The following is a 24,716-nucleotide window of genomic DNA, read 5'->3' as shown; positions in this document are numbered from 1 at the left end:
GGACGAGACCGGACGCCGCCGCGAGCGGTACCGTGCGGAGCCCCCATGGAGTCCTTCACCGCAGCCGAACGGGAACGGCTGGCCCCGCACTTCACGACCCTCGACGGTCCGGTGTTCGGCCTCGTGAACCTGCCCGAGACCGTCAAGGGCGCGCTGTTCGCGCGCTACTCGCGCTACCCGGGCACGCTGCGCCGGATGTTCCTGGACGAGTTCGCCGACTCGCTGTCCGACGGCGCCCCGGCGGCGGCCTTCGAGGCAGCCGAGGGCGACCGCGCGGCCAAGCTCTACGAGACGATCTTCCTGGGCTACGGCGACGACTCCGTGGCCCAGCTGGGCGGCGCGCACGTGGCCTGCGAGTGGGTCTCCAACGTGCTGACGAAGGTCCTGCAACGGCCGCGGATCGGCGCCTACCTGGAGCAGTCCACGCGCTACATCGCCTACGACCAGCCGATGGACGACGGCGGCTACCGCTACTACCGCGACGCGTCGCTCGGGCCCCAGTACGCGGCCGCGATGGACGACCTCTTCTCGACGTACTCCCGTGCCCTGCCGCAGGTCGCCGCGTGGGTCGACTCGACCTACCCCGGCGACCCGTCGCCGGCGCGCACGCGGGCGATCAAGGCCAAGGCGCTGGACCTGCTGCGCGGGCTGCTGCCCGCCGCGTCGCTGTCGCACATGGGGATCTACGCCTCCGGTCAGACCTACGAGCAGCTGATCCTGCACCTGCTGGCCCACCCGCTGCCCGAGGCGCGCCGCTGCGGCGAGCAGATCCTGGCCGCGATCCAGGCCGTGATGCCGAGCTTCGTGACGCGCATCCCGCGACCCGATCGGGGCGGCGAGTGGATCGCCTACCTGCAGGGTCGCGACGCCGCCGCGGCCCGCTGGACCGCGCGCCTGGGCCTGGACGACGCGTCGGTGCAGGCCGCCGCCGACGGCCCGTCGGTGCGACTGCTGCACGTCGACGGCGACGAGGAGTCGCTGCTGGCCGCGTTGCTGTTCGAGGCCGCCGGCGCCAGCGAGGAGGAGACCCGGTTGCGGCTCTCGGCCCTGGGCGCCGACGAGCGCGCGCAGATGCTGGGCGACCTCGTCGGCGAGCGGCGCAACCGCCGCCACCGCCCGGGGCGCGGCTTCGAGGCGCTGCGCTACCGCTTCGAGATCGTCAGCGACTACGGCGCCTTCCGCGACCTGCAGCGCCACCGGATGCTCACCGTGCAGTGGCAGCGGCTGGGGCCGCACCTCGGCGCCGAGGTGCCCGAGGAGCTCGACGCCGCCGGCGCGGGCGACGCGTTCCGGCGCGGCCTGGAGGTCTCGCGCACCGAGTGGGAACGGCTGACCGCCGACGGGCACGCGGGCGAGGCGCTGTACGCGCTCAGCCTCGGCTACCGGATCCGCTACGTCCTGGACCTCAACGCGCGCGAGGCGATGCAGCTGATCGAGCTGCGCTCCGGCCGCGAGGGCCACCCCAGCTACCGGGCGGTCGCGCACGAGATGCACCAGCAGATCGCCGCCGTCCATCCCGCCGTGGCCGCGGCCATGACGCACGTCGACAACGACACCGAGCCCCGGCTCGAGCGCATCCTCTCCGAGATGCGCACCGACGCCAAGCGCGCCGCCGTCTGAGCCGCCGCGCGTAGAGCGCAGAGCAACGGGGGTAGTGGGGGCCCGTGGTCTGCACCCTCACCTTCGACGACGGACCGGACGCGACGTGGACCCCGCGCGTGCTCGACGCCCTGCGCGACGCGGACGCCCGCGCCACGTTCTTCGTGCTCGCGCCCGCCGCGGCGGCCGCCCCCGCGCTGGTCGCGCGCATCGTCGCCGAGGGCCACGAGGTCGGCCTGCACGGCGCCGCGCACCTGCGCCACCCCGAGCACGACCGCGAGACCGTCGGCGGCGATACCGAGCACGCGCTGTCGACGCTGCGGGACCTGGGCATCCGGCCCACGCTCTGGCGGCTGCCCTGGGGGCGTCCGGCGCCGTGGACCGCCGAGCTGGCCGACCGCCACGGGCTGCGGATCGTCGCCTGGGACGCCGACACGCACGACTGGCGCGGGGACGACGCCGCCGCGATGCTCGCCGCGGTGCGCCCGCGGCTGGACGACGGCTGCGTCGTGCTGGCGCACGACGGCCTGGGTCCGGGCGCGCGGCGGGGCGGCGCGGCCGAGACCGTCGCGCTGGTCGCGCCGCTGGTCGCCGAGGCGCGCGAGCGCGGGCTGGACTGCCGCCCGCTGAGCGAGAACCCCACCGCGCTGGCCGCCAGCGCCGGCGGCGCGCTGGCCCGGATCGCCGCCCGCGCCGCCTCGCGCGATCGCGACCCGCGCGCGCCGTTCCCGGCCGACGCGATCGCCGCGCTGGAGGCCGAGAACCGGCTGGGCACCCTGGGCAGCTTCGCCGAGCAGCTCGCGCTGGTCCGCGACGTCGCCCGCGCCGACACCGGCGTGTCGCGAATCGTCGACGGACACCTCAACGCGATGGAGCGACTGGCCGCGCACGCGCCGGCGGGCCTGCGCGACGCCGAGCTGGCCGCCGTCGCCGGCGCGCGCGTGCGCCTGGGCGTGTGGGGCGCCGACCCCGGCCCGGGCGAGGGCACGCCCGCGCACATCCGCGACGGCGCGCTGTACGGCGCCAAGACCTTCTGCTCGGGCGCGGGCGGCGTGGACCGCGCGCTCGTGCTGGCCCGCGCACCCGGCGACGAGCGCCCGGTGCGCCTGGCCTACGTGGACGTGACCCGGGGCGCGACGGTCGACGACACGTGGTTCGCGGGCGCGGGCATGCGCTCGTCGGCCAGCCACCGGGTGCTCTTCGACGGCGCCCCGGTGCTGGCCGTGCTCGGCGAGCCCGGGGCGATCCTCGAGCAGCCGTGGTTCGCCCGCGACGCCGTGCGCACCGCCGCCACCTGGGCCGGCGCCGCCGACGCGGCGGCGGAGGCCGCGCTGGACCTGCTGGCCGCCCGCGGCGGCGGCGACCTGGAGGGGCTGGCCGCCGGGCGCATCGGCACCGAGCGCGACACGATCGCGCTGTGGCTGGCCGAGGCGGGCCGCCGTGGCGACGGCGACACGCTGGACGCCGCCTTCGCGGCGCATCTGCGCGATGCGGTCTCCGCGGCCATCCGGCGCCTCCTGGACGAGGCCGCCCGCGCGTGTGGCTCACCGGCCTTCGTGACCGGTGGCGCGCTGGATCGCGCGCGCCGCGACCTGGAGCTGTTCCTGCTGCAGCACCGCCTGGACCCGATCGTCGCCCGCACCGGGCGCAGCGACCTGGAGGCGCGCCCATGAGCGTCGCCGCCGACCGGCTCGATCCCGCCTCCTTCGAGACGCTCTACCGCGAGTCCGAGGATCCGTGGTCGTTCGCCACCAGCCCCTACGAGCTGGCCAAGTACGACCGCACGATCGCCGCCCTGGGCGACCGCCGCTTCCCGCGTGTCCTGGAGCTGGGCTGCTCGATCGGCGTGCTCACCGAGCGGCTGGCCGACGTCAGCGACGCGCTCGTGGCGCTCGACGCCTCGGCCACCGCGGTGGCCCGCGCCCGCGCGCGCCTGGCCGGCCGGCCCCACGTGACGATCGACGTCGCGGTGATCCCCGAGGCGCTGCCGGCCGGACCCTTCGACCTGATCGTGTGCAGCGAGATCCTCTACTACTTCGCGCCGCCCGCGCTGACCGACCTGCTGACCCAGATCGAAGGGGCGCTGTCCCCCGGCGGCGACCTGCTCGCCGTGCACTGGCGCCCGCCCACCCGCACCTACCCGATGCGCGGGGACGAGGTGCACGCGCTGCTCGGCCGGCGGGCCGCGCTGCACCCGGTCCACCACGAGCGCCACGACCGCTACGTGCTCGACCTGCTGGCCCGCACCGCATGAGCGACCCGATCCTGATCGTCGGCGGGGGCCCCGCCGCGCTGGCCGCCGCCCGCGGCTACCGCGACGCAGGCGGCACCGCCCCCGTCCTGCTGGCCACCGACGACGATCGCCCGCCCTACGACCGCCCGCCGCTGACCAAGGCCTACCTGCGCGGCGAGCAGGCCGCCGCGGAGCTCCCGCTCGAGAACGACGCGTGGTACCGCGACCACGACGTCGAGCTGGTCTACGCCGCCGTCACCGCGCTGGATCCGCAGGCCCACACGGCGGCCCTCGGCGACCGGCGCGACGTGCGCTTCACCGCCGCTGTGCTGGCCACCGGCGCCCGGCCGGTGCCCCTGCCGGTGCCGGGCGCCGAGGATCCCGCGGTCCACCCGGTCCGTCGTGTGAGCGACGCCGACGCGCTGCGCGAGGCGACCGGCCCGGGCATCCACGTGGTCGTCGTGGGCAGCGGCTTCATCGGCTGCGAGACGGCGGCGTCGCTGGCCCGGCGCGGCGCGCACGTGACGCTGATCAGCGACGAGCCGGCGCCGCAGGCCGCGCGCCTGGGCCCCGAGGTGGGCGCGCGCATCGCCGCCTGGCTGACCGACGAGGGCGTCACGCTCGAGCTCGGCCATCCGGTCGATCACCTGCTGCGCGACGGCGACCGCCTCCACGTGGTCGCCGCGGGCCGCCCCGCCGTGGCGGCCGACGTCGTCGTCTTCGGCGCGGGCATCGCCCCCCGCGACGAGCTGGCCCGCGCCGCGGGGCTGGGGCTGGGCCCCGACGGCCGGCAGATCCGCGTCGACGCGCGGATGCGCACGTCCCACCCCGACGTGTTCGCTGCGGGCGACGTCGCGCTGGCCGAGCACGCGGTGGCCGGGCGCGCGTTGCACGTCGAGCACTGGGGCGACGCGCTGGCCCACGGCGAGATCGCCGGACGGCAGCTGGCCGGCGACGAGGACGCGCGCTGGGAGACGGTCCCGGGCTTCTGGTCGACGATCGGCGATCACACCCTGAAGTACGCCGCCTGGGGCGACGGCCACGACCGCGTGGAGCTGACCGACCACGGCGCGGGCGCCTTCACGGTCCGCTACCACGACGCGCAGGGGCGCCTGGTCGGCGTGCTCACCCACGAGCGCGACGGCGACTACGACGCGGCCGGCGAGCAGATCGCGGCGGAGGCCGGATGAGCGTCGACACCGCCGGGCTGACCGCCGCGGACGACCGTGACGCGGCCGATGGCGCGCTGTGCGCCTGCGTCGTCGTGCCCGCGCGCGACGAGCAGGCCCGCATCGGCGCGTGCCTGCGCGCGCTGGCCGCGCAGGAGGGCGTGGCGCCCGACGCCTACGAGGTGCTGCTCGTGCTCGACGACTGCCGTGACGACACCGCCCAGCGCGCCCGCGCCGTGGCCGCAGCGCACCCGGCGCTGCGGCTGCGCCTGCTGCGCGGGCCCGGCCGGGGCGTCGGCGCCGCCCGGCGCCTGGGCATGGATCTGGCCGCCCACCTGCTGCTGGCCGCCGGACAGCCGCGCGGCCTGATCGCCTCGACCGACGCCGACACCGTCGTCACGTCCGACTGGCTGGCCCGGCAGCTCGCGCTGGTGGCCGACGGCGCCGAGGCGGTCGGGGGCGACATCCACCTGGCCGGCGCCCGCGGCCTGGACCCCGGCGTCGCCGCGCGCCGCGATCAGCGCGCCGCCCGGCGCCTGTCGGCGGTGCGCGATCGCGACCCGGGCGCCGAGCATCACCACTTCGCCGGCGCATCGATGTCGCTGACAGCGGACGCGTACGTCACCATTGGGGGCATGGAACCGCTGCCGGCTCTGGAAGACGAGGCGCTGGGGCGCCGCCTCGAAGCGGCCGGCATCCCGATCCTGCGCGCGGCCGACGTGCGCGTCCACACCGCCGCCCGCACGCACGGACGCGCGCCGCGCGGCCTGGCCCACGACCTCACGCTCGACGACTGGCTGCAGCGCCGCACCTATGACGCCGGCGACTTCCCGATCGAGCGCCTGATCGCGGCCAAGCGCGAGACGGTCAGCGTGATCCTGCCCGCCAAGGAGTGCGCCCAGACGCTGCCGGGCATCCTGCGCCATCTGCTCGAGCTGCGCGACGCCGGCGTGGTGGACGAGCTGCTCGTGGTCGACGCCGACTCGCGGGACGGCAGCGCTCGCGTGGCCGCGCGCCTGGGCGTCGACGTGGCCCAGGAGGACGCGCTGCTGCCCGCCTTCGGCCCGGCGCGCGGCAAGGGCGACGCGATGTGGCGCGGCCTGAGCGCGACCAGCGGCGACATCGTCGCGTTCCTGGACGCCGACTCGGTCGGCGTCGACGGCGCGTTCGTGCGCGGCGTGCTCGGCCCGCTGCTCTGCCATCCCGAGCTGGAGCTGGTCAAGGGCGCGTTCTCGCGGCCGTTCCAGCCGGCCTCCGGCGCCCCCATCCCCGACGGCGGCGGCCGGGTGACCGAGCTGATGGCGCGGCCGCTGATCAACCTGCACGTGCCCCAGCTGGCCGGCTTCACCCAGCCGCTGGCCGGCGAGATCGCGGCGCGCCGCAGCCTGCTCGAGCAGCTCGCCTTCCCGGTCGGCTACGGCGTCGAGATCGCGATGCTGATCGACGCGCTGCGGCTGGTCGGCCTCGACGCGCTGGGCCAGGTGCGCCTGCCCGACCGTCGCAACCGCCACCAGCCGCTCAACGCGCTGGGCGCGATGTCGTACTCGATCCTGATGGCCGTCGAGCGGCGGCTCGGCCACGAGCCCGTCCCCGCGCCGTACCTGCGCCCGGCCGACGCGGGCATCGACGCGCGCGCCGTCGCGGTCGACGAGCGCCCGCCGCTGGTCAGCGTTCGCGGCTGACGCGGGCGGCTACGGCGCGACGCCGCAGAAGCGCATCGCGGCCAGCGCGTAGAGCTTCGCGCAGTCGACGAGATCGTCGAGCGGGACGAACTCGTCGACGGTGTGGGCGCGGTCGATCGAGCGCGGCCCGATGGCGATCGTCGGGGTGGCGGCCGAGCGCGTGAACGTGGCGCCGTCGTGCCAGGAGTCCAGGCCCGCGCGCCGCCCCTGGCGGCCCACGTCGGCGCCCGCGTCGAGGGCGACGCCGACGATCGGCTCGCCGACGGCGACCTCGGCGGCCGGGATGTCCAGCAGCCAGCGCACGCGCGGCGGATGCTCGGCCAGCCAGGGATCGACCGACGTGGCGTTCTCGATGGCCGCCTCGACCTCGGCCTCGACCGCGGTGCCCCAGCCGTCGGCGTCGGCGTGCGCCGGGAGGTAGGCGACGTGGTAGGTCATCGTGCAGCGGTCGGGCACGTTGACCGCCCAGTCGCCGGCGCTGATCTTCGTGGGGATCACGTGGCCGGGCGACAGGTGCAGGTGGCGGTGGTCGGGATGGCCGCGGCGGTCGTCGTGCAGGCGGCGCAGCGCGTTCATGACCAGGCGCGCCTTGTCGATCGCGTTGATCGCGTCGCCGGGTGGGTGCTCGATCCCCGCATGGCCCAGGCGCCCATCGACCTCGATCTCGCAGATCACGTCGCCGCGACAGGCCACCCAGGCGTCGAACCCGGTCGGCTCGGGGATCAGGCCCGCGTCGGCGCGCACCCCGCGCGCGACGGCAGCCAGGCCGCCCGCGCCGGTCTCCTCCTCGTCGGTGACCGTGCAGACGATCAGCTCGCCCAGCAGCGGCGCGTGCGCGGCCAGCACCTCGGCGGCCACGACCATCGCCGCCACACCGCCCTTCATGTCGCAGGCGCCGCGGCCGTACAGGCGGCCGGAGCGGATGTCGGGCTGCAGCGGCGGCGTCGTCCAGGCGTCCGGATCGCCCGCCGGCACGACGTCGATGTGGCCGTTGAACAGGAGGCTGCGCCCCTCGCCGCGGGGCGCGAAGCGCGCGGCCAGCTGCGGACGCGCGGCGAAGTCGAACCCGTCGGGCACCTGGCGGCTGCCGGCCACGACCGCCGTGTCGGGAACCCACACGTCGACGTCGGCCCCCGCGTTGGCCAGGCGGTCGGCCAGCAGCGTCTGCAGCAGCGCCTCCTGGCCGCCGGCGCCGGCCGTCGTGTCGTAGGCGATCAGCTGTGCCGCGAGGGCGGCGATGTCATCGCGGTGGCGCTCGACGGCCTCGAGGACCGCCTGCTCGGCATGCGTCATCGACGCGAACGCTATTGGCCGTGCGGCTGGCTTGGCGCCGCCGGGCCGCGGGTAATCGGCAGGACGTGTCCGAATCGCGTTCTGCGCCGGCCGTCAGCGGCTCGCGCTTCTCCTGGGTCATCGCCTCGATCGCCGCCATCGGCGGCTTCCTCTTCGGCTACGACACGGGCGTCATATCCGGCGCCCTGCTGTTCATCAAGAACGACCTCGGCGACCTGTCGTCCTTCGAGCAGGACGCCGCCGTGTCGGGCCTGCTCCTGGGCGCCGCCTTCGGCGCGCTGGCCGGCGGGCGCATCGCCGACCGCCTCGGTCGCCGTCCCACGCTGATGATCAACGCCGCGCTGTTCGCGGTCGGCATCGTGGTGATCATCATCGCCCAGGGGCTGGCCGTCCTGATCGCCGGCCGCTTCATCGTCGGCCTGGCCGTCGGGGCCAGCTCGATCGTCGTGCCGGTCTACCTGTCGGAGACGGCCCCGCCCGGGCACCGTGGCGCGATCGTCTCGGCCAACCAGCTGGCGGTGACGATCGGCATCCTCAGCGCCTACTTCGTCGACTACGCCTTCTCCAGCGCGGAGAACTGGCGCGCGATGTTCGGCGTGGCGATCATCCCCGCCGTGCTGTTCGGGGTGGGCATGTTCTTCATGCCCGAGTCCCCGCGCTACCTGCTGGCCCGCGGCCGCGGCGACGACGCGCGCGACGTCCTGCGGCGCATGACCGGCGGCGACGAGCAGGCGGTCGACGAGCAGCTGCAGGACATGGACCACGGCGAGATCGAGGCGCCCAAGTGGAAGGCGCTGCTGAAGCCCAACCTGCGCAAGGTGCTGGGGATCGGCGTCGGCCTGGCGGTCATCCAGCAGATCACCGGCATCAACACCGTCATCTACTTCGCGCCGACCCTGTTGGAGAGCACCGGGCTGTCGACCGGCAACTCGATCCTCAACGCGGTGCCCGTGGGCGTGGTCAACGTCGTGGTGACGATCATCTCCCTGTTCGTGATCGACCGCGTCGGGCGCCGTCCGCTGCTGGTCGGCTCGCTGGCCGGCATGGCGGTCACGCTCGTGGGTCTGGGCATCGCCTTCCAGCTGACCGGCACCGCCAAGAGCGACATGGCGCTGGTCTTCCTGATGCTCTACGTGGCCTCGTTCGCGATCGGCCTGGGCCCGGTGTTCTGGCTGCTGATCTCCGAGATCTACCCGCGCGACGTGCGCGGCGAGGCGACCGCCGTGGCCGCCGCGGCCAACTGGCTGGCCAACTTCGCGGTCGCGCTGACCTTCCTCAACCTGCTCGACGCGTTCGGGCAGACCGCGACGTTCTTCGGCTTCGCGGTGCTCAGCCTCCTGTCGATCGGCTTCGTGCTGCGCCTGGTCCCGGAGACCAAGGACCGCTCGCTGGAGCAGATCGAGCAGGAGCTCCAGACGAGCCTGACCAGCGACGACGGGCCCTCGTCGGGCAGCGGGCCAGGCCGGCCCGCCCCGGCCTAGTCCGCTAGCGCTTGCGGCGCTTGCGGCTGGTGTGCGTCGGGCCCTTGGGCGCCGGACGCGGATCGGCCGCGTCGTCGCCCAGCGTGGCCGCCGCGGCGCTGTCGGCCGGGCCGCCGACCGTGGCCGCCTTCGGGGGCGCGGCCGCCGCCCGCCGTTGGGCGGCGGTCGGCCACGGCATCGCGACGCCGGTGGTCCACGCCGGCGGCGTGCCGTTGGGCCAGCGGTGCAGGAAGAGCGGCACCAGCGCGATCAGCCAGAAGGCCTGGAGGATCGGCGCGGGGCCGACCTGGAAGACGTAGAGCGCGCCGACGATCACGCCGACGATGCCCATGAACTGGGTCAGCAGGCCGACGCGCATCGCGTTCAGGGCGATCAGCACGAACGACAGCGCGAGGCTGAGCTGTCCGGCCAGGCCGATCACCGCGGCCACCAGCACGCCGGTCCCGCCGAGCGCCGCGTCGACGGCGGCGCGCGAGGTGTCGCTGCCGTCGAGATAGCTGTTGGTGCCCAGGTACCGGGCCAGCGGCACGAGGATCGACGAGAGGCCCATGAACAGCGGCCCGACGACGGCCAGCCAGCGGGCGAAGGCGGGGAGCTCGGGGCGCCGCGCGCGGGTGGCGGCGAACAGGTACCAGAGCACGTAGCCGATGCCGACCATGCTCACCGCGAGCATCACGCCGGCCAGGATCGACGGGCCGGAGTGGTCGGCCCAGTACTTGATCAGCTCGGTGCGGGGGTTGACCTCGGCGGCGAACTGGCCGTCCAGCGCGGGGGTCAGCGCCTGCAGCGGGCCGACCTCGGGCGCGTCCGCGTTGGTGCCCGTCAGCCCGATGTAGAGCGACGGGATGACGACGAACAGGCCGCCGACGATCGCAGCGGCGATCGCCTTCGGGCGATTGGCGAGCTCCCAGTCCAGCTGGCGCTGGACGTCCGGTGTGGCCGTGGTGTCGCTCACCGGGGCGGCAGGGTCCGGGCGGCGCCGGGGTAGCGGATCGCGGGCAGCGGCTCGTCGTCGGAGCGATCGACGACGCGGGAAAGGCGGTCACCGGCGAGCAGGACCAGGTCCAGGGCGGGGCCGACCACGCGCAGCGCCTGCTCGAGGCGGTGGCTGGCGGCGAGTTGCCGGGGGCTGGGCGGGGCCATGCGCCCGCAGTCTAGGGGGACGCGGATTGCTTTCGCAGGCAACCCTGTCGCGGGCGGTTGCCGCGTGCGGAAGGAACGGGCGGCTGGCGGGACCGGCGGTCGGAACGCGGACACGCGGATTCGGACCGGCGCGCTCTGCTGCGGGCGCGCGGGCCGGGCTTTCCTGCGTCGTGCACGCCACACACCGACTCAGGAGCCGCCATGAGCACGATCGCCCAGCCGGGTGCCCCGCCCGTCCCGACCGCCGCCGAGCCCTCCGCCGGCGGCCATCATCGGCTCGCTCCTGGCGCGCTGGGGCTCCCATCGGTGCTGTTCTTCATCGTCACCGGCGCCGCCCCGCTGGCGGCGATGATGTTCAACGTGCCGGTAGCCGTCCTGGGCGGCGGGTTCGCCGTCCCCGCGGCGTTCCTCGTGGCCACCGTCGCGCTGACCGTCTTCTCGGTCGGCTACATCGAGATGAGCCGCCGGGTGACGGCCGCGGGCGGCTTCTACACGTTCATCACGCGTGGGCTGGGCCGCGTGCCCGGCCTCGGCGCGGCCGTGCTGATCGCGCTCTGCTACATCGTCTTCTCCTCGGCCGTGATGGGCGTGTTCGGCTACTTCGCCTCGACGACGTTCAACGACTGGTTCGGCATCAACATCGCCGGCTGGATCTACACGCTCGGGTGCCTGGCGCTGATCTCGGCCTTCGCGTTCTTCCACATCGAGCTGACCGCCAAGATCCTCGGCGTCGCGCTGATCTGCGAGGTGCTGGCCCTGGTCGTCCTGTCGGTCGGCGTGATCGGCGACGGCGGCAGCGATGGCTTCTCGGCCAGCCCGCTGAACCCGCTGGAGCTGTTCGACAACTCGACGGCGGTCTCGACCTTCGGGGCCGGCGCCGCGGGCGTGGCCATCTTCGGCGCGTTCTGGTCCTGGGTGGGCTTCGAGATGGCGCCCAACTACGCCGAGGAGTCCCGCGATCCCAAGCGGATCGCCAAGGCCGCCACCTACGGCTCGGTGATCGGCCTGGGGCTGTTCTACATCTTCATGTCCTGGATCTTCGTGACCGGCTTCGGCACCGGCGAGGTGGGCAACGGCGTGGCCGCGCAGTTCGAGGGCAACGTCGCCTCCGCCTGGTACCTGCTGACCGACGAGTACGTCGGCGGCTTCTTGACGAAGTGCTTCGAGCTGTTCATCGTGACCAGCTCGTTCGCCTGCGCGATGGCCTTCTACAACACAGCCGCGCGGTACCTGTTCTCGCTCTCCCGCGAGCGTGTGCTCCCGGCCGCGCTGGGCCGCACGCACGTCAAGCGCCACTCGCCGGTCAACGCGGCGATGGCGGTCACCGCGATCGTCGCCGTCTACGTGATCGCGTTCACGATCGACGACAGCTCGACGTTGGCCTCGCTGACGAAGATCGGCACCTGGTCGCCGCTGCTCGGCGTGCTGGGCATCCTGGCCGTGCAGGCGCTGGCCTCCGTGGCGATCATCGCCTACTTCCTGACCGAGGCGCGCGACGGCTTCCATCCGTGGAAGACGCTGATCGCGCCGATCCTGGGCTGCCTGGCCATGCTCGGCGCCTGCTACCTGCTCATCTCCAACCGCGCGACGCTGGCCGGTGACGGCTCGGTGCCGTTCGTCCAGGCGATCCCCTTCGTGGTGATCGCGATCTTCGTGATCGGCGTGGTCTACGCGCTGGTCCTGCGCAGCCGCGCGCCCGATCGCTACGCGGAGATCGGCTCCTTCGAACACGACGACCCGCAAGCGCACGAACACCACCCCGCCGGTGGGCCCCTCGCCCCGGCCGGCATCTAGGAGGCACCTGTGAACCCGCTCGATCTGCCCGTCGCCGCGATCCACCCGCTGGAGCCGCTGTCCGCCGAGGAGATCGGCGCGGCGTCGGAGCTGCTGCGGGCCGAGCGCGAGCTCGGCCCCAGCTGGCGCTTCGTGTTCGTGATGCTGCGCGAGCCGGCCAAGGGCGTCGCCGACCCGCCGCGCGAGGCGGCGATCGTGCTGCGCGACCGCGAGTCGCGCGGGACCTACGAGGCGGTCGTCTCGCTGACCGAGCAGCGCGTGGTCTCGTTCGAGCGCAAGCCGGGCGTGCAGGCGCAGATCACCTTCGAGGAGTTCATGCAGTGCGAGGAGATCGTGCGGGCCGATCCGCGCTGGCAGGAGGCGATGCGGGCCCGCGGCGTGGACGACTTCTCGCTGTGCATGATCGACCCGTGGGCGGCCTCGCACACGATGCCCGAGGACCATCCCGACGAGCGGCGGATCCTGCGCCCGCTGACCTGGGTGCGCTCGGCGCCGGGCGACAACGGCTACGCGCGCCCGGTCGAGGGGCTGATCTGCATCTTCGACTGCGACCAGATGGCGGTCGTCGAGGTGACCGACCACGGCATCGTCCCGTTCCCGCCCAAGCCCGGCAACTACGTGCCCGAGCTGATGCTGACCGAGGACAACGTGCCCGCGTTCACCACGCTGCGCACCGACCTGCGGCCGATCGACATCACGCAGCCGGACGGCCCGAGCTTCGAGATCGACGGGCACGCGATCGGCTGGCAGAAGTGGCGCCTGCGCATCTCCTTCAACGCGAAGGAGGGGCTCGTGCTGCACGAGATCGGCTACCAGGACGGTGACCGGCTGCGGCCGATCGTCAACCGCGCGTCGCTGTCGGAGATGTACGTCCCCTACGGCGACCCGGCGCCCACGCACGCGTTCAAGAACGTCTTCGACATGGGCGAGTACGGCCTCGGATGGCTGGCCAACCCGCTCGAGCTGGGCTGCGACTGCCTGGGCGAGATCCAGTACTTCGACGGCGTCGTCAACGACCAGGACGGCAACGCGATGACGATCCCCAACGCGGTCTGCCTGCACGAGGAGGACGCCGGGATCGGCTGGAAGCACACGGACTTCCGCACCGAGGAGGTCGAGGTGCGCCGGCTCCGGCGGCTGGTCGTCTCGACGATCGTCACCGTGGGCAACTACGAGTACGGGTACTTCTGGTACCTCTACACCGACGGCACGATCGAGTACGAGGTCAAGCTGTCGGGCGTCATCTCCACCGGCGCGCTGCCGGTCGGCGAGAAGCCCCGCCACGGCACGCTCGTCGCGCCCGGCCTGTACGGCCCCCACCACCAGCACTTCTTCTGCGTGCGGCTGGACATGGCCGTCGACGGCGAGAACAACACGGTCGTCGAGCTCGACTCCGAGCCCGTCCCGATGGGACCCGACAACCCGCTGGGCACGGCGTGGGTGACCAAGCGCACCGAGCTGACCAGCGAGTCCGAGGCCCAGCGGATCATCGACCCGCTACGCGCGCGCACGTGGCGGATCGAGAACCCGAGCGTCCTCAACGGCGTCGGCGACCCGGTGGCCTACAAGCTGCTGCCCGGCGACAACGTGCTGCCCATGGCCCACGCCGACTCCGTCCAGGGCGCGCGCGCCGGCTTCGCGGCCAAGCACCTGTGGGTGACGCCGTACGCCGAGGGCGAGAAGTTCGCCGCGGGCGACTACCCCAACCAGCATCCCGGCGGCGAGGGCCTGCCGCTGTGGACGAAGGCCGACCGGCCGGTGGCCGACACCGACCTCGTCGTCTGGTACTCGTTCGGCGCCCACCACGTGGTGCGCCCCGAGGACTGGCCGGTGATGCCGGTCACCCACATCGGCTTCAAGCTCAAGCCGGCCGGGTTCTTCGACGGCAACCCGGCGCTGGACATGCCCCGCAGCAGCGGGGCCCATTCATGTCATAGTGGCGATTGATGCTTGCCCACGTCGCCGGGATGCCGGTGGAGGAGACGCTGATGGCCGCCCCCGGGCTGGTCGCCGTGGGCGGCGCGTGGGTGGCCAGCGTCAAGGCGCGGGCGGTGGCGCGGCGGCGAACAGGCGCTGAACCCGAAGGGCCGCCTCCAGCTCCGCCCGCCGATCAGCGATCGCATGGCCGAGCAGCTGCTCGGCGCTCCGCAGCCGATAGGTGACCGTGCGGGGCGCGACGCCCAGCGCGCCCGCCGTCTCGTTCAGCCGCTCGCGCGAGCGGAACCACATCTCCAGGGTCGCGCGCAGCCGCTCGGCGCGGTCGTCGCGACCGGCCAGCGGCCCGAGCTCGGCCCGCGCCACCTCGTAGGCGGTGCGCTGATCGCCCAGGATCAGCGCCTCCAGCGCGACGGCGCGCAGATCGACGACGTCGGCGGGCCCGCGGGCCAGGCGCTCGGCCAGCCGCGCCTGGCGGTGGGCCAGCCGGAAGCCGCCCGGGCCGCCCAGGCCGACGGGCGCGTCCAGCCCCTCCCGGCGCAGGCGGTCGCGCAGCTCGTCCAGACGCGCCGTGACCACCCAGGCCCAGCAGTGTCCGTCGGCCGCGCGCACGGCCAGGTGCGCGGCGTCGAGCCCGTGTGCGGCGTGGGCGATCGCCGCCTCGGCCTGCTCGGCGCGGGTGACCACCGCGATCTGCTCGGCCTCCAGCGGGTGATCGAGCTCTCCGGGCTGCTCGCCGTCCAGCGCGGCCTCGACCAGCCGCAGGCGGCGCAGCTGCGGGTGCGCGCGCAGGCGGCCGAGCTCGTCGCCGTACTCGCCGGCCACGAGCGGCATCACCGCCTGCATGTAGCTGTGGATGATCCGCGTCCCCTGGCGCAGGCTGTCGCCGGCGTGGGGCGCGCCGCCGAGGTCGTCGATCAGATGCTCGACCATCGCCTGCTGGCCGAGCAGGTAGGTGCGCAGCAGCGCGTGCAGCTCGGCGCCGTGCTGGGCGGCCGCGTCGGCCTCCCGGCGCGGGCCGGGCGCCAGCGCTCGCGGAAGCACCCGCGGCTGGCGCAGCGCGGAGATGATCAGCTCGACGTTCTCGAGGGTGCTGGCGCGCACCGCCTCGCGGTAGCCGGGATCGTCGGTCACGAAGAACTCGGGAACCTCCCGCCACTGGCGGTCCATGAGGTCGTCGACGATGTCCGGCACCCTCTGGCGAGCGCGATCCGCGAACAGCACCACCGCCTGCTCGGAGGTCGCCACGCCGTCAGCGTGGCAGCGCCCGTGGCGTCCGGCCACGGACCGCCCGGCCGATGCTGGTTGGACCGGACGGCCTACGCGAGGCAGGCCTGCGCCGCGGCGCGCAGGTCCTCCCCCACGCCCAGCTCGGCGTCCGGCGTCAGCTCGGCCAGCATCTCGGCGGCGTCGCGCACGTACGCGGGCGCGGCGTCGTGGACCAGGATCGTGACCGGCGTGGTGATCGTGCGCAGCGAGCGGCGCGTCAGCTCCAGCGTCGACTGACCGGCCAGATCGGCGAAGAACGCGGGCACGTTGCCGGTCTGGGCGGCGGGCGGCAGGCCGCGCTCGCGGCGCAGGCGGGCGATCGTCGCGTCGGCGCCGTCCTCGCGGAAGCCGGCGCTCACGCGGCTGACCTCCTGGGAGAGCGCCTCGGTGGCCTCGGGCACCAGTGGGAACGCCGCCGGGTCGATCAGCACCGCGCAGCGGATCCGGTCGGGGTGGCGCATCAGCAGGTCGAGGATGACCAGCGCCCCGAAGTCGCTGCCGGCCGCGACCACGTCGGTCGCCTCGACCGCCTCGAGGACGGCGAGCGCGTCCTCGGCCTGCTCGGCGATCGTCGTGGCCGCGTAGCGCTCGGGCGCGCCGCTGTCGCCGTAGCCGCGGCGGTCGTAGGCGATCGTGCGCGCGCCCGCGATCGGCGCCCACGCGTGGCGCGTCTCGCCGATCCCGTGGACGAGCAGGACGGGTGGGCCGTCACCGGTGACCTCGACGGCCAGTGGAACCCCAGCGCCCTCCAAGATCACCATGACCCCAGCTTAAGGAGCGTGCCTAGACTCGTTCCTATGGGTGGATTCGAGAATCTCTTCGGCGACCCGGACGAGCTGCAGCGCCGGATGGCGGAGTTCGCCGATTCGATGCAGCGTCAGCAGGGCCTGGCTTGGGCGGACAACGCCATCAACCTGGCCGTGCAGATGACCGTCGCCGCAATCAACCGCATCAATCTGCAGGGCGATGCCGACGCGCAGGCCAACCAGGTCCGTGCCGTGATGGCCACCGTCTTCCCGGAGGCCGTCACGCTCGTGCGTGAGGCGCGCTCCGGCCTGCAGTAGGCCGCTCACCGGCGTCCGCTTCCTCCGCCGCGCGCTCAGCCGCGCGATGCTCGCGTCCGGCCGCGATCACGGCCTTGAACGAGCGGAAGCGGAAGATGAAGACGATCGCGCCGAAGCCGATGGCCAGGCTGAAGATGGCGATCGCGATCTGCTGGCCGACCGAGTAGGCGGCCACCGTCGCGCTCGTCGCGACGCCGCCGAACACCTTGATCAGCAGCGCCTGCTGCACGCCCGCACCGCCGGGCGTGAACGGCATCAGCGAGGCGATCGCGTTGCAGCCCAGCACCAGCGCGACGTTGGACACCGAGCCGCCGACGCCGAACGCGTCGAGCAGGAACCAGAACGCGGTGAAGCGGAACAGCCAGCCGACGAACTGGACCAGCCACACCTCGCGGAAGTAGCGGCGGCGGTCGAACAGGATCGTCACGCCCTGCTTGACCCGGGCCCAGAATGCCTTGACCCGTCGCGACAGCAGCGCGAAGCCGACGAGCACGAGGATCGCGAACGCCGTCATCAGGAACAGCGTGAACTGCACGTGTGAGGCGAAGAAGCTGAGGTCGAACGCGCCCAGCTTGGAGAAGTCCGGCGGCTTGGGGAACGCCCCCTGGGTGAACGCGTAGGTCAGGATCGGGATGGCCATCGTCGCGTCGAAGACCGCCTCGACGAAGAACGACGAGGCGATCGCCGGGTAGGTCGAGTTGGGCACCGACGTCTTGACCAGGAACAGCTTCATCACGTCGCCGCCGCGCGCGGGCACCACGTTGTTGAAGCCGTAGGCGGCGACGTAGGCCCCCCAGATGCGCCGGAACTCGAAGCGCTCGCCGGGGTAGGCGGCGCGCAGCACGTGGAAGTAGGCCCGCGCGCGGATGGTCAGGTAGACGCCGAACGCCAGCAGCCCGACCAGCAGGTACAGCCAGTTGATGTGGGCCAGGCTCGAGAAGAAGGACTCGACGCCGTCCCAGAACGAAGAGAAGTCGGCGAAGGGCACTGCTGCCCAGACTACGGCTCAGCCCAGCGCCTGCAAGGCCAACCACAGGGCGATCGTGGAGACCACGAGCGTGGCCGGCACGACGACGACCCCGAGGCGGGTGAAGCGGGCCAGGTCGGGGCTCAGGCCGTGGTGCGCGAGCACCCGCCGCCACAGCAGCGTGGCCAGCGAGCCGACGTAGGTCAGGTTGGGTCCGACGTTGACCCCGATCAGCGCGGCCAGGACCGGTCCGGTGCCGGCGGGCGTCACGACGGGCAGCAGGATCAGGATCGCCGGGAGGTTGTTGACCAGGTTGGCCAGGATCGCGGCGATCGCGGCGATGGCCAGCAGCGCGAGCAGGCCGTGGCCGCCCGGCACCACCCCTGAGACGACGCGCTCCAGGCCGTGGTCGCGCACCGCTTCGACGACGATGGCCAGCGCGGCGACGAAGGCCAGGAACGGGACGTTGATCGCGCGGGCGATGGCGGGCGCGTCGATGCGCCGAGCGGCCAGCGCGGGGACTCCGAGCGCGATCGCGGTGGCCAGCGCGACCCAGGCCGGATCGAGGGAGACCGCGGAGCTCGCGGCGAAGGCGACCAGCGACAGGCCGAGGATGATCAGGACGTGGCGCGGCACCGCGACGGCCGGCGCGGCGGGCGGGCCCGGGGCCGCGGTCTCGGCGGTCAGCTCGGGCGCGAACGCGCGTCGCAGCACCATCCACTGCACGGCGATCGCGCCGATCCACGGGAGCGCCATCAGGCCGCCGAAGCGCAGGAAGGAGACGCCCGTGGCCTGGAAGGCGAGCAGGTTGCTGAGGTTGGAGATCGGCAGCAGCAGCGAGGCGCTGTTGGCCAGGTGCACGCTGGCGTAGCTGTAGGGCTGGGCGTCCAGGCGCAGGCGCGCGGCGGTGGCGATCACCACCGGCGTGAGCAGCAGCACCGTGGTGTCGAGGCTCAGCGTCGCGGTGACCGCCGCGGCGACGGCGAACACCAGCGCCAGCAGCCGCACCGGGTCGCCGCGCGAGCGCCCGGCCATCCACGCGCCCGCGGCCACGAACAGGCCGTCGCGGTCGCACACCGCCGCGACGACGAGCATCGCGGCCAGGAAGCCGAGCGTGGGCGCGAGGTCGGACAGCTCGTCCCAGGCCGCGTCAGGGCTGATCGCGCCGATGGCCAGCAGGAGCGCGACGGCGGGCGCGGCGACGAGCGCCTCGCGGCCGGGCAGGGCGATCGCCGCGGCCAGCGTGGCGACCAGCAGCGCGAGCGCGGCCGCCTCGAGCATCGGTGGGCCGGCCTACGCCGCCAGTCGCAGGCCGACCGCCGCGTACACCGCGGACGTGCGCAGGGAGGCGGCGACCGCGTGAGCCTCGGTCAGCTCGACGCCCTCCACCGAAGGCACGCCGATCACGTGCAGTCCGGCGGCGACCGCGGAGGCGACGCCGGTGGGCGAGTCCTCGAAGGCGACGCTGGCCTGGGGATCGGCGCCCAGCCGGCGACAGGCCTCCAGGTAGACGTCGGGCGCGGGCTTGCCGTGCGCGACGTCCTGGGCGCTGACCACGGCGCCGAACGCGTCCTGCAGCCCGGCGCTGACCAGGCTGGCGTCGACCAGCACGTGGGGCGAGTTGGAGGCGACGCCGATCGGCACGCCGGCCTCGCGCAGCGCCTGCACCAGCTCGACCGATCCGGGCAGCGCGGGCGCGGAGCGCTGCACCTCGGCCAGCGCGAGCGCGTTGAGCTCGCCGAGCAGCGCCGCGCCCTCGCCCGCGGTCAGGCCCAGATGGCGCTCCAACGTGGCGATCGCCTGCGGCCCCGAGGTGCCCAGCAGCTCCTGCTTGTGCTCGAGCGTGAACGCGATGCCGTTGCGCTCGTAGAGGATCGCCTCGGCGCGCGTCCACGCGCTCTCGCTGTCGACGAGCAGGCCGTCGCAGTCGAAGATGACCGCCGCGGGCGTCACGCCGCGTAGCCCGTCGCCTTCTCGGGCGTCATGCGCCCGATCAGCCGCACCGCGCCAGGCTCGTCGGGATCCGGGTCGCGGCCGTCGTACTTCCACGACAGCCCGATGTCGAACGCCCGGCCCTCGTCCTCGGTGAACGTGACCGGCCCGCGCAGCTCGACGTACAGGTACGGGTCGGCCGCGTCGATGATCGTGAAGCTGGCGCGCGGGTCGCGCAGCAGGTTGCGGTGCTTCTGGCGTCCGGCGAGCGTCGAGAACAGCACGTCGTTGCCCTCCCGCCCCACCCACATCGCCGAGGTCTGCGGGCTGCCGTCGCGGTTCAGCGTGGCCAGGACCGCGAAGTTCGCGCCGTCGAGCAGGCGCCGCGTGGCCTCGTTGAGCTCGATCGCCATGGGCGGCGATGGTAGCCCTGGAGCGTCATTTGAACCGCTGCCAACAAATGTACGAGTGCACAGCAGATGCTCAGCGCTCTAGCGTCCCGCCATGTCCCCGGGTCCCCGCCTGGCCGCCTTCGCGGCCCCACTTGTCGCTGCCTGCTCGCTGGCCCTCGTCGCCCTGCCGGCGGCCGACGCCGCCGGCAGATGCGACCCCGCCTACAAGGGCGCCTGCCTCAAGCCCAACGTGTCCGATTACGACTGCGCGGGAGGCAGCGGCAACGGTCCGTACTACGTCGCCGGCCCGATCCGCGTGGTCGGCTACGACCACTACCGCCTCGACGCCGACGGCGACGGGTGGGCCTGCGAGTGAGATTCGTCCAGCGGGCTGTTCACCCGCGCAGGTGGCGTGCCACAGTGGCCGCATGTCCTTGCGTTCGCCCCTCATCCTTGCCGCCGTCGCGATCGTGCTCGGCACCACCGCCTCGTCGGCGTCCGCGACGGCCGTGCAGCAGATCGGGGGCTGCGCGCCGGATCGCGCGCGACCGACGCACGTGATCCTGGCCTGCGGCGATGCCGCGCTGGGGCTGACCGGCATGCGCTGGACGAGCTGGGGCGGCGGCACCGCCCGTGGGCACGGGTTCGTCTCGATCAACGACTGCGACCCGTACTGCGCCGCGGGCACGTTCCACCGGTACCGGGTGCGGGTCGTGGCCGACCGGCCGAAGGTGTGCCAGGGAACGCGCGTCTACACCCGCGTGACCTTCACCCCCAGCCCGGGCGTCGTGCTGCCCCAGCCCACGACGCGGCGCTGGCCGACGGGCTGCCCGATCTAGGGCATCAGCCCGGCAGCGGGGCCGGGCGGCGGGGCACCGGTGAGCGCTGCATGATCGACGTCGTCGTCGGGCCGTGGAAGGCGAAGCGGTCGATCAGGTCCTCGAGCTCCTCGACGTCGCGGACGACGAGGCGCATGAGGAAGCAGTCGTCGCCGGTGATGCGGTGGCACTCGACGACCTGGGGCGTGTCCTGGGCGAGCCGGGCCACGGTCGGGATCTGGCGCGGCGCGGGCCGGATGCGCAGGATCGCGCCGAGCGTGTAGCCGAGCGCGGACGGGTTCACCGCGGCGTGGTAGCCGGTGATCACGCCGGCCTCCTCCAGGCGCGCGATGCGCTCGGCCACCGCGGGTGCCGACAGGCCGACGCGCCGACCCAGTTCGGCCAGGGTCACCCGTGCATCGGCCTGTAGCTCTTCGATCAGACGGCAGTTGATCGGATCCAGTGGTGGATCCGCAGGCGTGGACACGAGAACTCCTTCGATCGCCTATTCCATCGTCGCGGTTCCCGCGGCACGGTTCAAGGCCGATGCGCGATCGCGTTCCACCCCACGCCTGGTTCGTCGTCAGCGCGGTCTTCCACTACCTGGGTCCGGCCTTCGCCGTGCTGCTGTTCGCGCGCATGCCGGTGCTCGGCGTGGCCTGGCTGCGCATCGCCTCCGCGGCGCTGATCTTCGCGCTGGTGCGCCGGCCGTGGCGGTCGCCCGGGACGTTCAGCCGCGACGTGTGGATCCTCGGGGCGATCCTCGGCGTGATGAACGCCTGCTTCTACGAGGCGATCGACCGGCTGCCGCTGGGCACCGTCGCGGCGATCGAGTTCGCGGGCGTCATCTGCGTCGCCGTCGTGGGGATGCGCAGCGGGCGCAACCTGATCGCGCTGGGTCTGGCCGCGGCCGGGGTGCTGGCGCTGACCGGGGTGGGCGGGGACTTCGTCAGGGCCGACCTGCTCGGGCTCGGCTTCGCGCTGGCCAACGCCGCGCTGTTCGCCGGCTACATCGTCGTGGCCCACCGCGTCTCGCGCGGGGCCGGCATCGACGGCCTGGCCGCGGCGATGATCGTCGCCGCCGTGGTGGCCACGCCGATCGGCGGCTGGGCCGCGGCGCCGTCCCTGCTGGACCCGGTGTTGATCGCCGCGGGCATCGGCGTCGGCGTGTGCTCGTCGGTGATCCCGTACGTGGCCGACCAGCTGGCCATGGTCCGCCTGCCGCGCGCGACCTACGCGCTGCTCGTCTCGCTGCTGCCCGCCACGGCCACGGTCGTCGGGATCATCGTGCTGGCCCAGATCCCGTCCGCGCGCGAGGTGGCGGGCGTCGCCCTTGTCGTCGTGGCGGTCGCGCTGCACCGCGAGCCGCCGGGGCGCGACGCCGAGATCGAGCCGGCGCAGCTGGCGGAAGCCGCTTAGTAGGCCGGGACGGCGAGGTGCTCGGCCGCGGCGTCCTGCAGCGCGTCCAGCAGCGCGCGCATCGCCGGCGCCTGCTCGGCCCCGCGCCGGCAGGCGGCGAACACGTGGCGGATCGGCGGGATCCCCGACAACGGGCGCACGACCGTGCCCGCGGGCGGCGTGACGCCGGCCAGCCGCGGCACCAGCGCGACGCCGAACCCGCCGGCCACCAGCGCCAGCGACGCGCGCCAGTCGCCCGTGCGGTGCGCGATGCGCGGGCTGAAGCCGGCGACGCGGCAGCCGGTCAGCACGACCGCCTCGCAGGTCCACCCCGCCGGGGGCGCGATCCAGGTCTCGCCGGCCAGGTGGGCGAGCTCGATCTCGTCCTGATCGGCCAGCGGATGGTCCGCGGGCAGCGCCGCGTCGAGCAGGTCGGCCAGCAGCGCGCGGCGGGCGAAGCGCGGGTCGTCGGCGCCGGGCACGCCGTCGGCCTCCATGGACAGCGCGACGTCGAGCTCGCTGCGCCCCAGGTCCACGAACGACTGCGGCGACTCGGCCTCGATGACCAGGACCCGCACGCCGGGCGCGCGCTCGGCCAGCAGCGCGGCGGCGGGCAGCACGAGGCCGCCGATCGCGGTGGCGAAGGCGCCCACCCGCAGCTCGCCCGCCTCGCCGGCGGCGTGTGCGTCCAGGTCGGCCTGGAGCAGCTCCATCTGCGCGAACAGCGCGTCGCCGTGGCCCAGCAGCACGCGCGCCGCGGGCGTCAGGCGCACACCCCGCCCCTCGGGCTCGAGCAGCGGCTGGCCGATCTCGCGCTCCAGCGCGGCCAGCTGCTGGGACACGGCGGACGGCGTCAGATGCAGCGCATCGGCGGCCGCGGCGATCGTGCCGCGGTCGGCGAGCTCGCGCAGGGCGCGCAGTCGGCGCAGGTCAACCATGTAGCCGAGCTTACGGGTCCCGCACAGAAAGTCCACTCGTTCTTCATCGATCCGCGCGCCAGGATGTCGGGCATGCCCACCCGCCACATCGTCCTGGCCGTCTGCGTCGCCATCGTGTGGGGGGTCAACTTCGTGGTCATCCACGAGGGCCTGGGTGACTTCCCGCCGCTGCTGTTCGCGGCGCTGCGCTTCGTGCTGATGGCGGTGCCCGCGATCTTCTTCGTGGGCCGCCCCGGCGTCCCGTGGCGCTGGGTGATCGGGATGGGCACGTTCATCGGCGCGTTCCAGTTCGGGCTGCTGTTCGTGGCCATGGACCAGGGCATGCCGGCGGGCCTGGCCTCGCTCGTCGTGCAGCTGCAGGCGGTGTTCACGATCGGCCTGGCCGTGGCCTTCCTGGGCGAGCGGCCCAGCCGGGCGCAGCTGGCCGGCGCCGCCGTGGCCCTGGGCGGGCTGGCGATCATCGCCCTCGGGCGGGCCGAGGGCGTCCCGCTGCTGGCCGTGCTGCTGTGCGTCGGCTCGGCGGCGTCGTGGGGCGCGGGCAACATCTGCGTGCGCCAGGCCCAGGCGCCCAACCCGATCTCGATGCTCGTGTGGTCGTGCCTGATCCCGCCGATCCCGCTGCTGACGTTGTCGCTGGCCTTCGAGGGCCCGGCCGCGATCGGCGACGCGTTCGCCCACGTCACGCTGGGCGGCATCGCCGCGTTGCTGTACGTGGTGATCGGCGCGACCGCGTTCGGCTACGGCGTGTGGACCTGGCTGATGCGCCACCACCCCGCCTCCCAGGTGGCGCCGTTCACGCTGCTGGTGCCGGTCGTGGGCATCGCCGCGGCCTGGCTCGCGCTCGACGAGGTGCCGACCGTCCTGGAGCTGGTCGGCGCGCTGGTCGTGCTGGCCGGGCTGGGGCTGACCACGCGGGCGCTGCGCCTGCGGCGCCCGACCGCGGCGCTGGTCACCGCCGAGCCGTAGGGCTCAGCCGTCGATCGCGGCGGGCAGCTCGCTGGGGTGCGCGACGAGCACGTCGGCGCCGGCGTCGCGCAACTCGGCCGCGCCGCCGATGCCCCACAGGACGCCCACGCCCCGCAGGCCGTGCTGGCGCGCGGCCTCCATGTCGAACCGCCGGTCGCCGACCATCACCACGCGCGTGCGCCCCGGCACGTGGATGAGCGCCCGTTGGACCGTGGCCGCCTTGGACTCGTCGACGGCGGCCAGGTCCGGACCGACGACGGCGCGGAAGTGGTCGCGCAAACCGAGCGCGCGCAGCAGCGGCTCGGCCAGCGCGTGCGGCTTGCTGGTGGCCACGACCAGCGGCACCCGCTCGGCCAGCGCGCCGACGGTCTCGTGCACGCCATCGAACACGGGCGTCTCGTCCGCGGCGCGCTCGCGGTAGCGGCTGCGGTAGGCGTCGACCAGCGACTGCACCGTGCGCTCGTCGTCGACCATCGTGCGGAAGGTGGCGTGGATCGGCGGCCCGAGGTAGCCGTGCAGCTCCTCCTCGGGGCGCGGCTGGAGACCGTGATCGACCAGCGCCGCGTTGATCGAGCGGGCGAACGGCACCCGCGAATCGACCAGGCAGCCGTCGAGATCGAACAGGACGGCGTCGGCGGGCACG

The 24,716-nt window shown here is 74.0% G+C and carries 25 protein-coding genes; 13 read left to right on the top strand and 12 right to left on the bottom strand.

Annotation, left to right across the window (positions count from 1 at the left end; genetic code table 11):
- Positions 1 to 45 precede the first annotated feature (45 nt).
- From ACZ5UI_RS23545 to ACZ5UI_RS23525, 5 genes are read left to right on the top strand one after another with little or no spacing between them, the layout of a single operon-like run.
- Complete coding sequence (locus ACZ5UI_RS23545; RefSeq protein WP_464191685.1) at positions 46 to 1,620, top strand: FAD-dependent thymidylate synthase; 1,575 nt, start codon at positions 46 to 48, stop codon at positions 1,618 to 1,620.
- Between the two features lie 44 nt (positions 1,621 to 1,664).
- Positions 1,665 to 3,272: a polysaccharide deacetylase family protein gene (locus ACZ5UI_RS23540; protein ID WP_464191682.1), complete on the top strand. Its 1,608-nt coding sequence runs from the start codon at positions 1,665 to 1,667 to the stop codon at positions 3,270 to 3,272.
- Positions 3,269 to 3,853 carry an SAM-dependent methyltransferase gene (locus ACZ5UI_RS23535; protein ID WP_464191680.1) on the top strand — a complete coding sequence of 195 codons (585 nt, stop codon included), beginning with the start codon at positions 3,269 to 3,271 and terminating at the stop codon, positions 3,851 to 3,853. The genes ACZ5UI_RS23540 and ACZ5UI_RS23535 overlap by 4 nt, the downstream gene beginning before the upstream one ends.
- The gene (locus ACZ5UI_RS23530) at positions 3,850 to 5,022 is read left to right on the top strand and encodes an NAD(P)/FAD-dependent oxidoreductase (RefSeq protein WP_464191677.1); all 1,173 of its coding nucleotides are present in this window, start codon (positions 3,850 to 3,852) and stop codon (positions 5,020 to 5,022) included. The genes ACZ5UI_RS23535 and ACZ5UI_RS23530 overlap by 4 nt, the downstream gene beginning before the upstream one ends.
- A complete protein-coding gene (locus ACZ5UI_RS23525; RefSeq protein ID WP_464191675.1) occupies positions 5,019 to 6,683 on the top strand; it encodes a glucosyl-3-phosphoglycerate synthase in 1,665 nt (554 codons plus the stop codon). Before ACZ5UI_RS23530 ends, ACZ5UI_RS23525 begins: the two co-directional genes overlap by 4 nt.
- 9 nt (positions 6,684 to 6,692) lie before the next feature.
- On the opposite strand, the gene ACZ5UI_RS23520 is transcribed toward ACZ5UI_RS23525, so the two are convergent.
- The gene (locus ACZ5UI_RS23520) at positions 6,693 to 7,976 is read right to left on the bottom strand and encodes a M20/M25/M40 family metallo-hydrolase (protein ID WP_464191673.1); all 1,284 of its coding nucleotides are present in this window, start codon (positions 7,974 to 7,976) and stop codon (positions 6,693 to 6,695) included.
- 65 nt (positions 7,977 to 8,041) lie between these two features.
- Here ACZ5UI_RS23520 and ACZ5UI_RS23515 point away from each other — a divergent pair, with 65 nt between their 5' ends.
- On the top strand, positions 8,042 to 9,457 hold the full coding sequence (locus ACZ5UI_RS23515) for a sugar porter family MFS transporter (protein ID WP_464191670.1): 1,416 nt from the start codon (positions 8,042 to 8,044) through the stop codon (positions 9,455 to 9,457).
- Between the two features lie 4 nt (positions 9,458 to 9,461).
- Here the strand turns inward: ACZ5UI_RS23515 and ACZ5UI_RS23510 are convergent, their stop codons facing one another.
- Both ACZ5UI_RS23510 and ACZ5UI_RS23505 read right to left on the bottom strand, forming a co-directional pair.
- A complete protein-coding gene (locus tag ACZ5UI_RS23510; RefSeq protein ID WP_464191667.1) occupies positions 9,462 to 10,412 on the bottom strand; it encodes a hypothetical protein in 951 nt (316 codons plus the stop codon).
- On the bottom strand, positions 10,409 to 10,600 hold the full coding sequence (locus ACZ5UI_RS23505) for a hypothetical protein (RefSeq protein ID WP_464191665.1): 192 nt from the start codon (positions 10,598 to 10,600) through the stop codon (positions 10,409 to 10,411). The genes ACZ5UI_RS23510 and ACZ5UI_RS23505 overlap by 4 nt, the downstream gene beginning before the upstream one ends.
- A 201-nt stretch (positions 10,601 to 10,801) precedes the next feature.
- On the opposite strand from ACZ5UI_RS23505, the gene ACZ5UI_RS23500 reads away from it, so the two are divergent.
- Together ACZ5UI_RS23500 and ACZ5UI_RS23495 are read left to right on the top strand one after the other, a co-directional pair.
- Positions 10,802 to 12,394 (top strand): APC family permease, encoded by a 1,593-nt coding sequence (locus ACZ5UI_RS23500; RefSeq protein WP_464191663.1) that lies wholly within the window; start codon positions 10,802 to 10,804, stop codon positions 12,392 to 12,394.
- A gap of 9 nt (positions 12,395 to 12,403) precedes the next feature.
- Positions 12,404 to 14,341 carry a primary-amine oxidase gene (locus ACZ5UI_RS23495; RefSeq protein ID WP_464191660.1) on the top strand — a complete coding sequence of 646 codons (1,938 nt, stop codon included), beginning with the start codon at positions 12,404 to 12,406 and terminating at the stop codon, positions 14,339 to 14,341.
- A gap of 90 nt (positions 14,342 to 14,431) precedes the next feature.
- Here the strand turns inward: ACZ5UI_RS23495 and ACZ5UI_RS23490 are convergent, their stop codons facing one another.
- Together ACZ5UI_RS23490 and ACZ5UI_RS23485 are read right to left on the bottom strand one after the other, a co-directional pair.
- Positions 14,432 to 15,577 carry a PucR family transcriptional regulator gene (locus ACZ5UI_RS23490; protein WP_464191658.1) on the bottom strand — a complete coding sequence of 382 codons (1,146 nt, stop codon included), beginning with the start codon at positions 15,575 to 15,577 and terminating at the stop codon, positions 14,432 to 14,434.
- Positions 15,578 to 15,648: 71 nt separating this feature from the next.
- A complete protein-coding gene (locus tag ACZ5UI_RS23485; protein WP_464191656.1) occupies positions 15,649 to 16,359 on the bottom strand; it encodes an alpha/beta fold hydrolase in 711 nt (236 codons plus the stop codon).
- A gap of 36 nt (positions 16,360 to 16,395) precedes the next feature.
- On the opposite strand from ACZ5UI_RS23485, the gene ACZ5UI_RS23480 reads away from it, so the two are divergent.
- On the top strand, positions 16,396 to 16,662 hold the full coding sequence (locus ACZ5UI_RS23480; protein ID WP_464191653.1) for a hypothetical protein: 267 nt from the start codon (positions 16,396 to 16,398) through the stop codon (positions 16,660 to 16,662).
- On the opposite strand, the gene ACZ5UI_RS23475 is transcribed toward ACZ5UI_RS23480, so the two are convergent.
- Genes ACZ5UI_RS23475 through ACZ5UI_RS23460 form a run of 4 tightly spaced genes read right to left on the bottom strand, consistent with a single transcriptional unit; the run spans position 16,625 to position 19,974 of the window.
- Positions 16,625 to 17,650 carry a lysylphosphatidylglycerol synthase transmembrane domain-containing protein gene (locus ACZ5UI_RS23475; protein WP_464191651.1) on the bottom strand — a complete coding sequence of 342 codons (1,026 nt, stop codon included), beginning with the start codon at positions 17,648 to 17,650 and terminating at the stop codon, positions 16,625 to 16,627. The two genes, ACZ5UI_RS23480 and ACZ5UI_RS23475, sit on opposite strands and share 38 nt — an antisense overlap.
- An 18-nt stretch (positions 17,651 to 17,668) precedes the next feature.
- Complete coding sequence (locus tag ACZ5UI_RS23470) at positions 17,669 to 18,910, bottom strand: ArsB/NhaD family transporter (RefSeq protein WP_464191649.1); 1,242 nt, start codon at positions 18,908 to 18,910, stop codon at positions 17,669 to 17,671.
- 12 nt (positions 18,911 to 18,922) lie between these two features.
- Positions 18,923 to 19,582 carry an HAD family hydrolase gene (locus ACZ5UI_RS23465; RefSeq protein ID WP_464191647.1) on the bottom strand — a complete coding sequence of 220 codons (660 nt, stop codon included), beginning with the start codon at positions 19,580 to 19,582 and terminating at the stop codon, positions 18,923 to 18,925.
- Positions 19,579 to 19,974 carry a PPOX class F420-dependent oxidoreductase gene (locus ACZ5UI_RS23460; protein ID WP_464191645.1) on the bottom strand — a complete coding sequence of 132 codons (396 nt, stop codon included), beginning with the start codon at positions 19,972 to 19,974 and terminating at the stop codon, positions 19,579 to 19,581. The genes ACZ5UI_RS23465 and ACZ5UI_RS23460 overlap by 4 nt, the downstream gene beginning before the upstream one ends.
- Before the next feature lie 91 nt (positions 19,975 to 20,065).
- On the opposite strand from ACZ5UI_RS23460, the gene ACZ5UI_RS23455 reads away from it, so the two are divergent.
- Entirely contained in the window at positions 20,066 to 20,329 is a 264-nt protein-coding gene (locus ACZ5UI_RS23455) for an excalibur calcium-binding domain-containing protein (protein WP_464191643.1), read from the top strand.
- A gap of 52 nt (positions 20,330 to 20,381) precedes the next feature.
- Positions 20,382 to 20,792 (top strand): hypothetical protein, encoded by a 411-nt coding sequence (locus ACZ5UI_RS23450; protein WP_464191641.1) that lies wholly within the window; start codon positions 20,382 to 20,384, stop codon positions 20,790 to 20,792.
- Between the two features lie 4 nt (positions 20,793 to 20,796).
- Here the strand turns inward: ACZ5UI_RS23450 and ACZ5UI_RS23445 are convergent, their stop codons facing one another.
- Entirely contained in the window at positions 20,797 to 21,258 is a 462-nt protein-coding gene (locus ACZ5UI_RS23445) for an Lrp/AsnC family transcriptional regulator (protein WP_464191639.1), read from the bottom strand.
- 59 nt (positions 21,259 to 21,317) lie between these two features.
- Between ACZ5UI_RS23445 and ACZ5UI_RS23440 the strand changes: the two genes are divergently transcribed.
- A complete protein-coding gene (locus ACZ5UI_RS23440; RefSeq protein ID WP_464191637.1) occupies positions 21,318 to 22,190 on the top strand; it encodes an EamA family transporter in 873 nt (290 codons plus the stop codon).
- Here the strand turns inward: ACZ5UI_RS23440 and ACZ5UI_RS23435 are convergent.
- Positions 22,187 to 23,107, bottom strand: coding sequence for a LysR family transcriptional regulator (locus tag ACZ5UI_RS23435; protein WP_464191635.1), 921 nt, complete (start codon positions 23,105 to 23,107; stop codon positions 22,187 to 22,189). The two genes, ACZ5UI_RS23440 and ACZ5UI_RS23435, sit on opposite strands and share 4 nt — an antisense overlap.
- Before the next feature lie 72 nt (positions 23,108 to 23,179).
- Here ACZ5UI_RS23435 and ACZ5UI_RS23430 point away from each other — a divergent pair, with 72 nt between their 5' ends.
- Positions 23,180 to 24,073 carry an EamA family transporter gene (locus ACZ5UI_RS23430; RefSeq protein ID WP_464191633.1) on the top strand — a complete coding sequence of 298 codons (894 nt, stop codon included), beginning with the start codon at positions 23,180 to 23,182 and terminating at the stop codon, positions 24,071 to 24,073.
- Positions 24,074 to 24,076: 3 nt separating this feature from the next.
- Here ACZ5UI_RS23430 and ACZ5UI_RS23425 read toward each other — a convergent pair whose 3' ends face one another.
- On the bottom strand, positions 24,077 to 24,715 hold the full coding sequence (locus tag ACZ5UI_RS23425) for an HAD family hydrolase (protein WP_464191630.1): 639 nt from the start codon (positions 24,713 to 24,715) through the stop codon (positions 24,077 to 24,079).
- Between the last annotated feature and the right edge of the window lies 1 nt (position 24,716).

Source organism: Conexibacter sp. JCM 18997, assembly GCF_055391915.1.
Note: the sequence above shows the minus strand (reverse complement) of the source record. Positions and strands in the feature narration are given on the sequence as shown.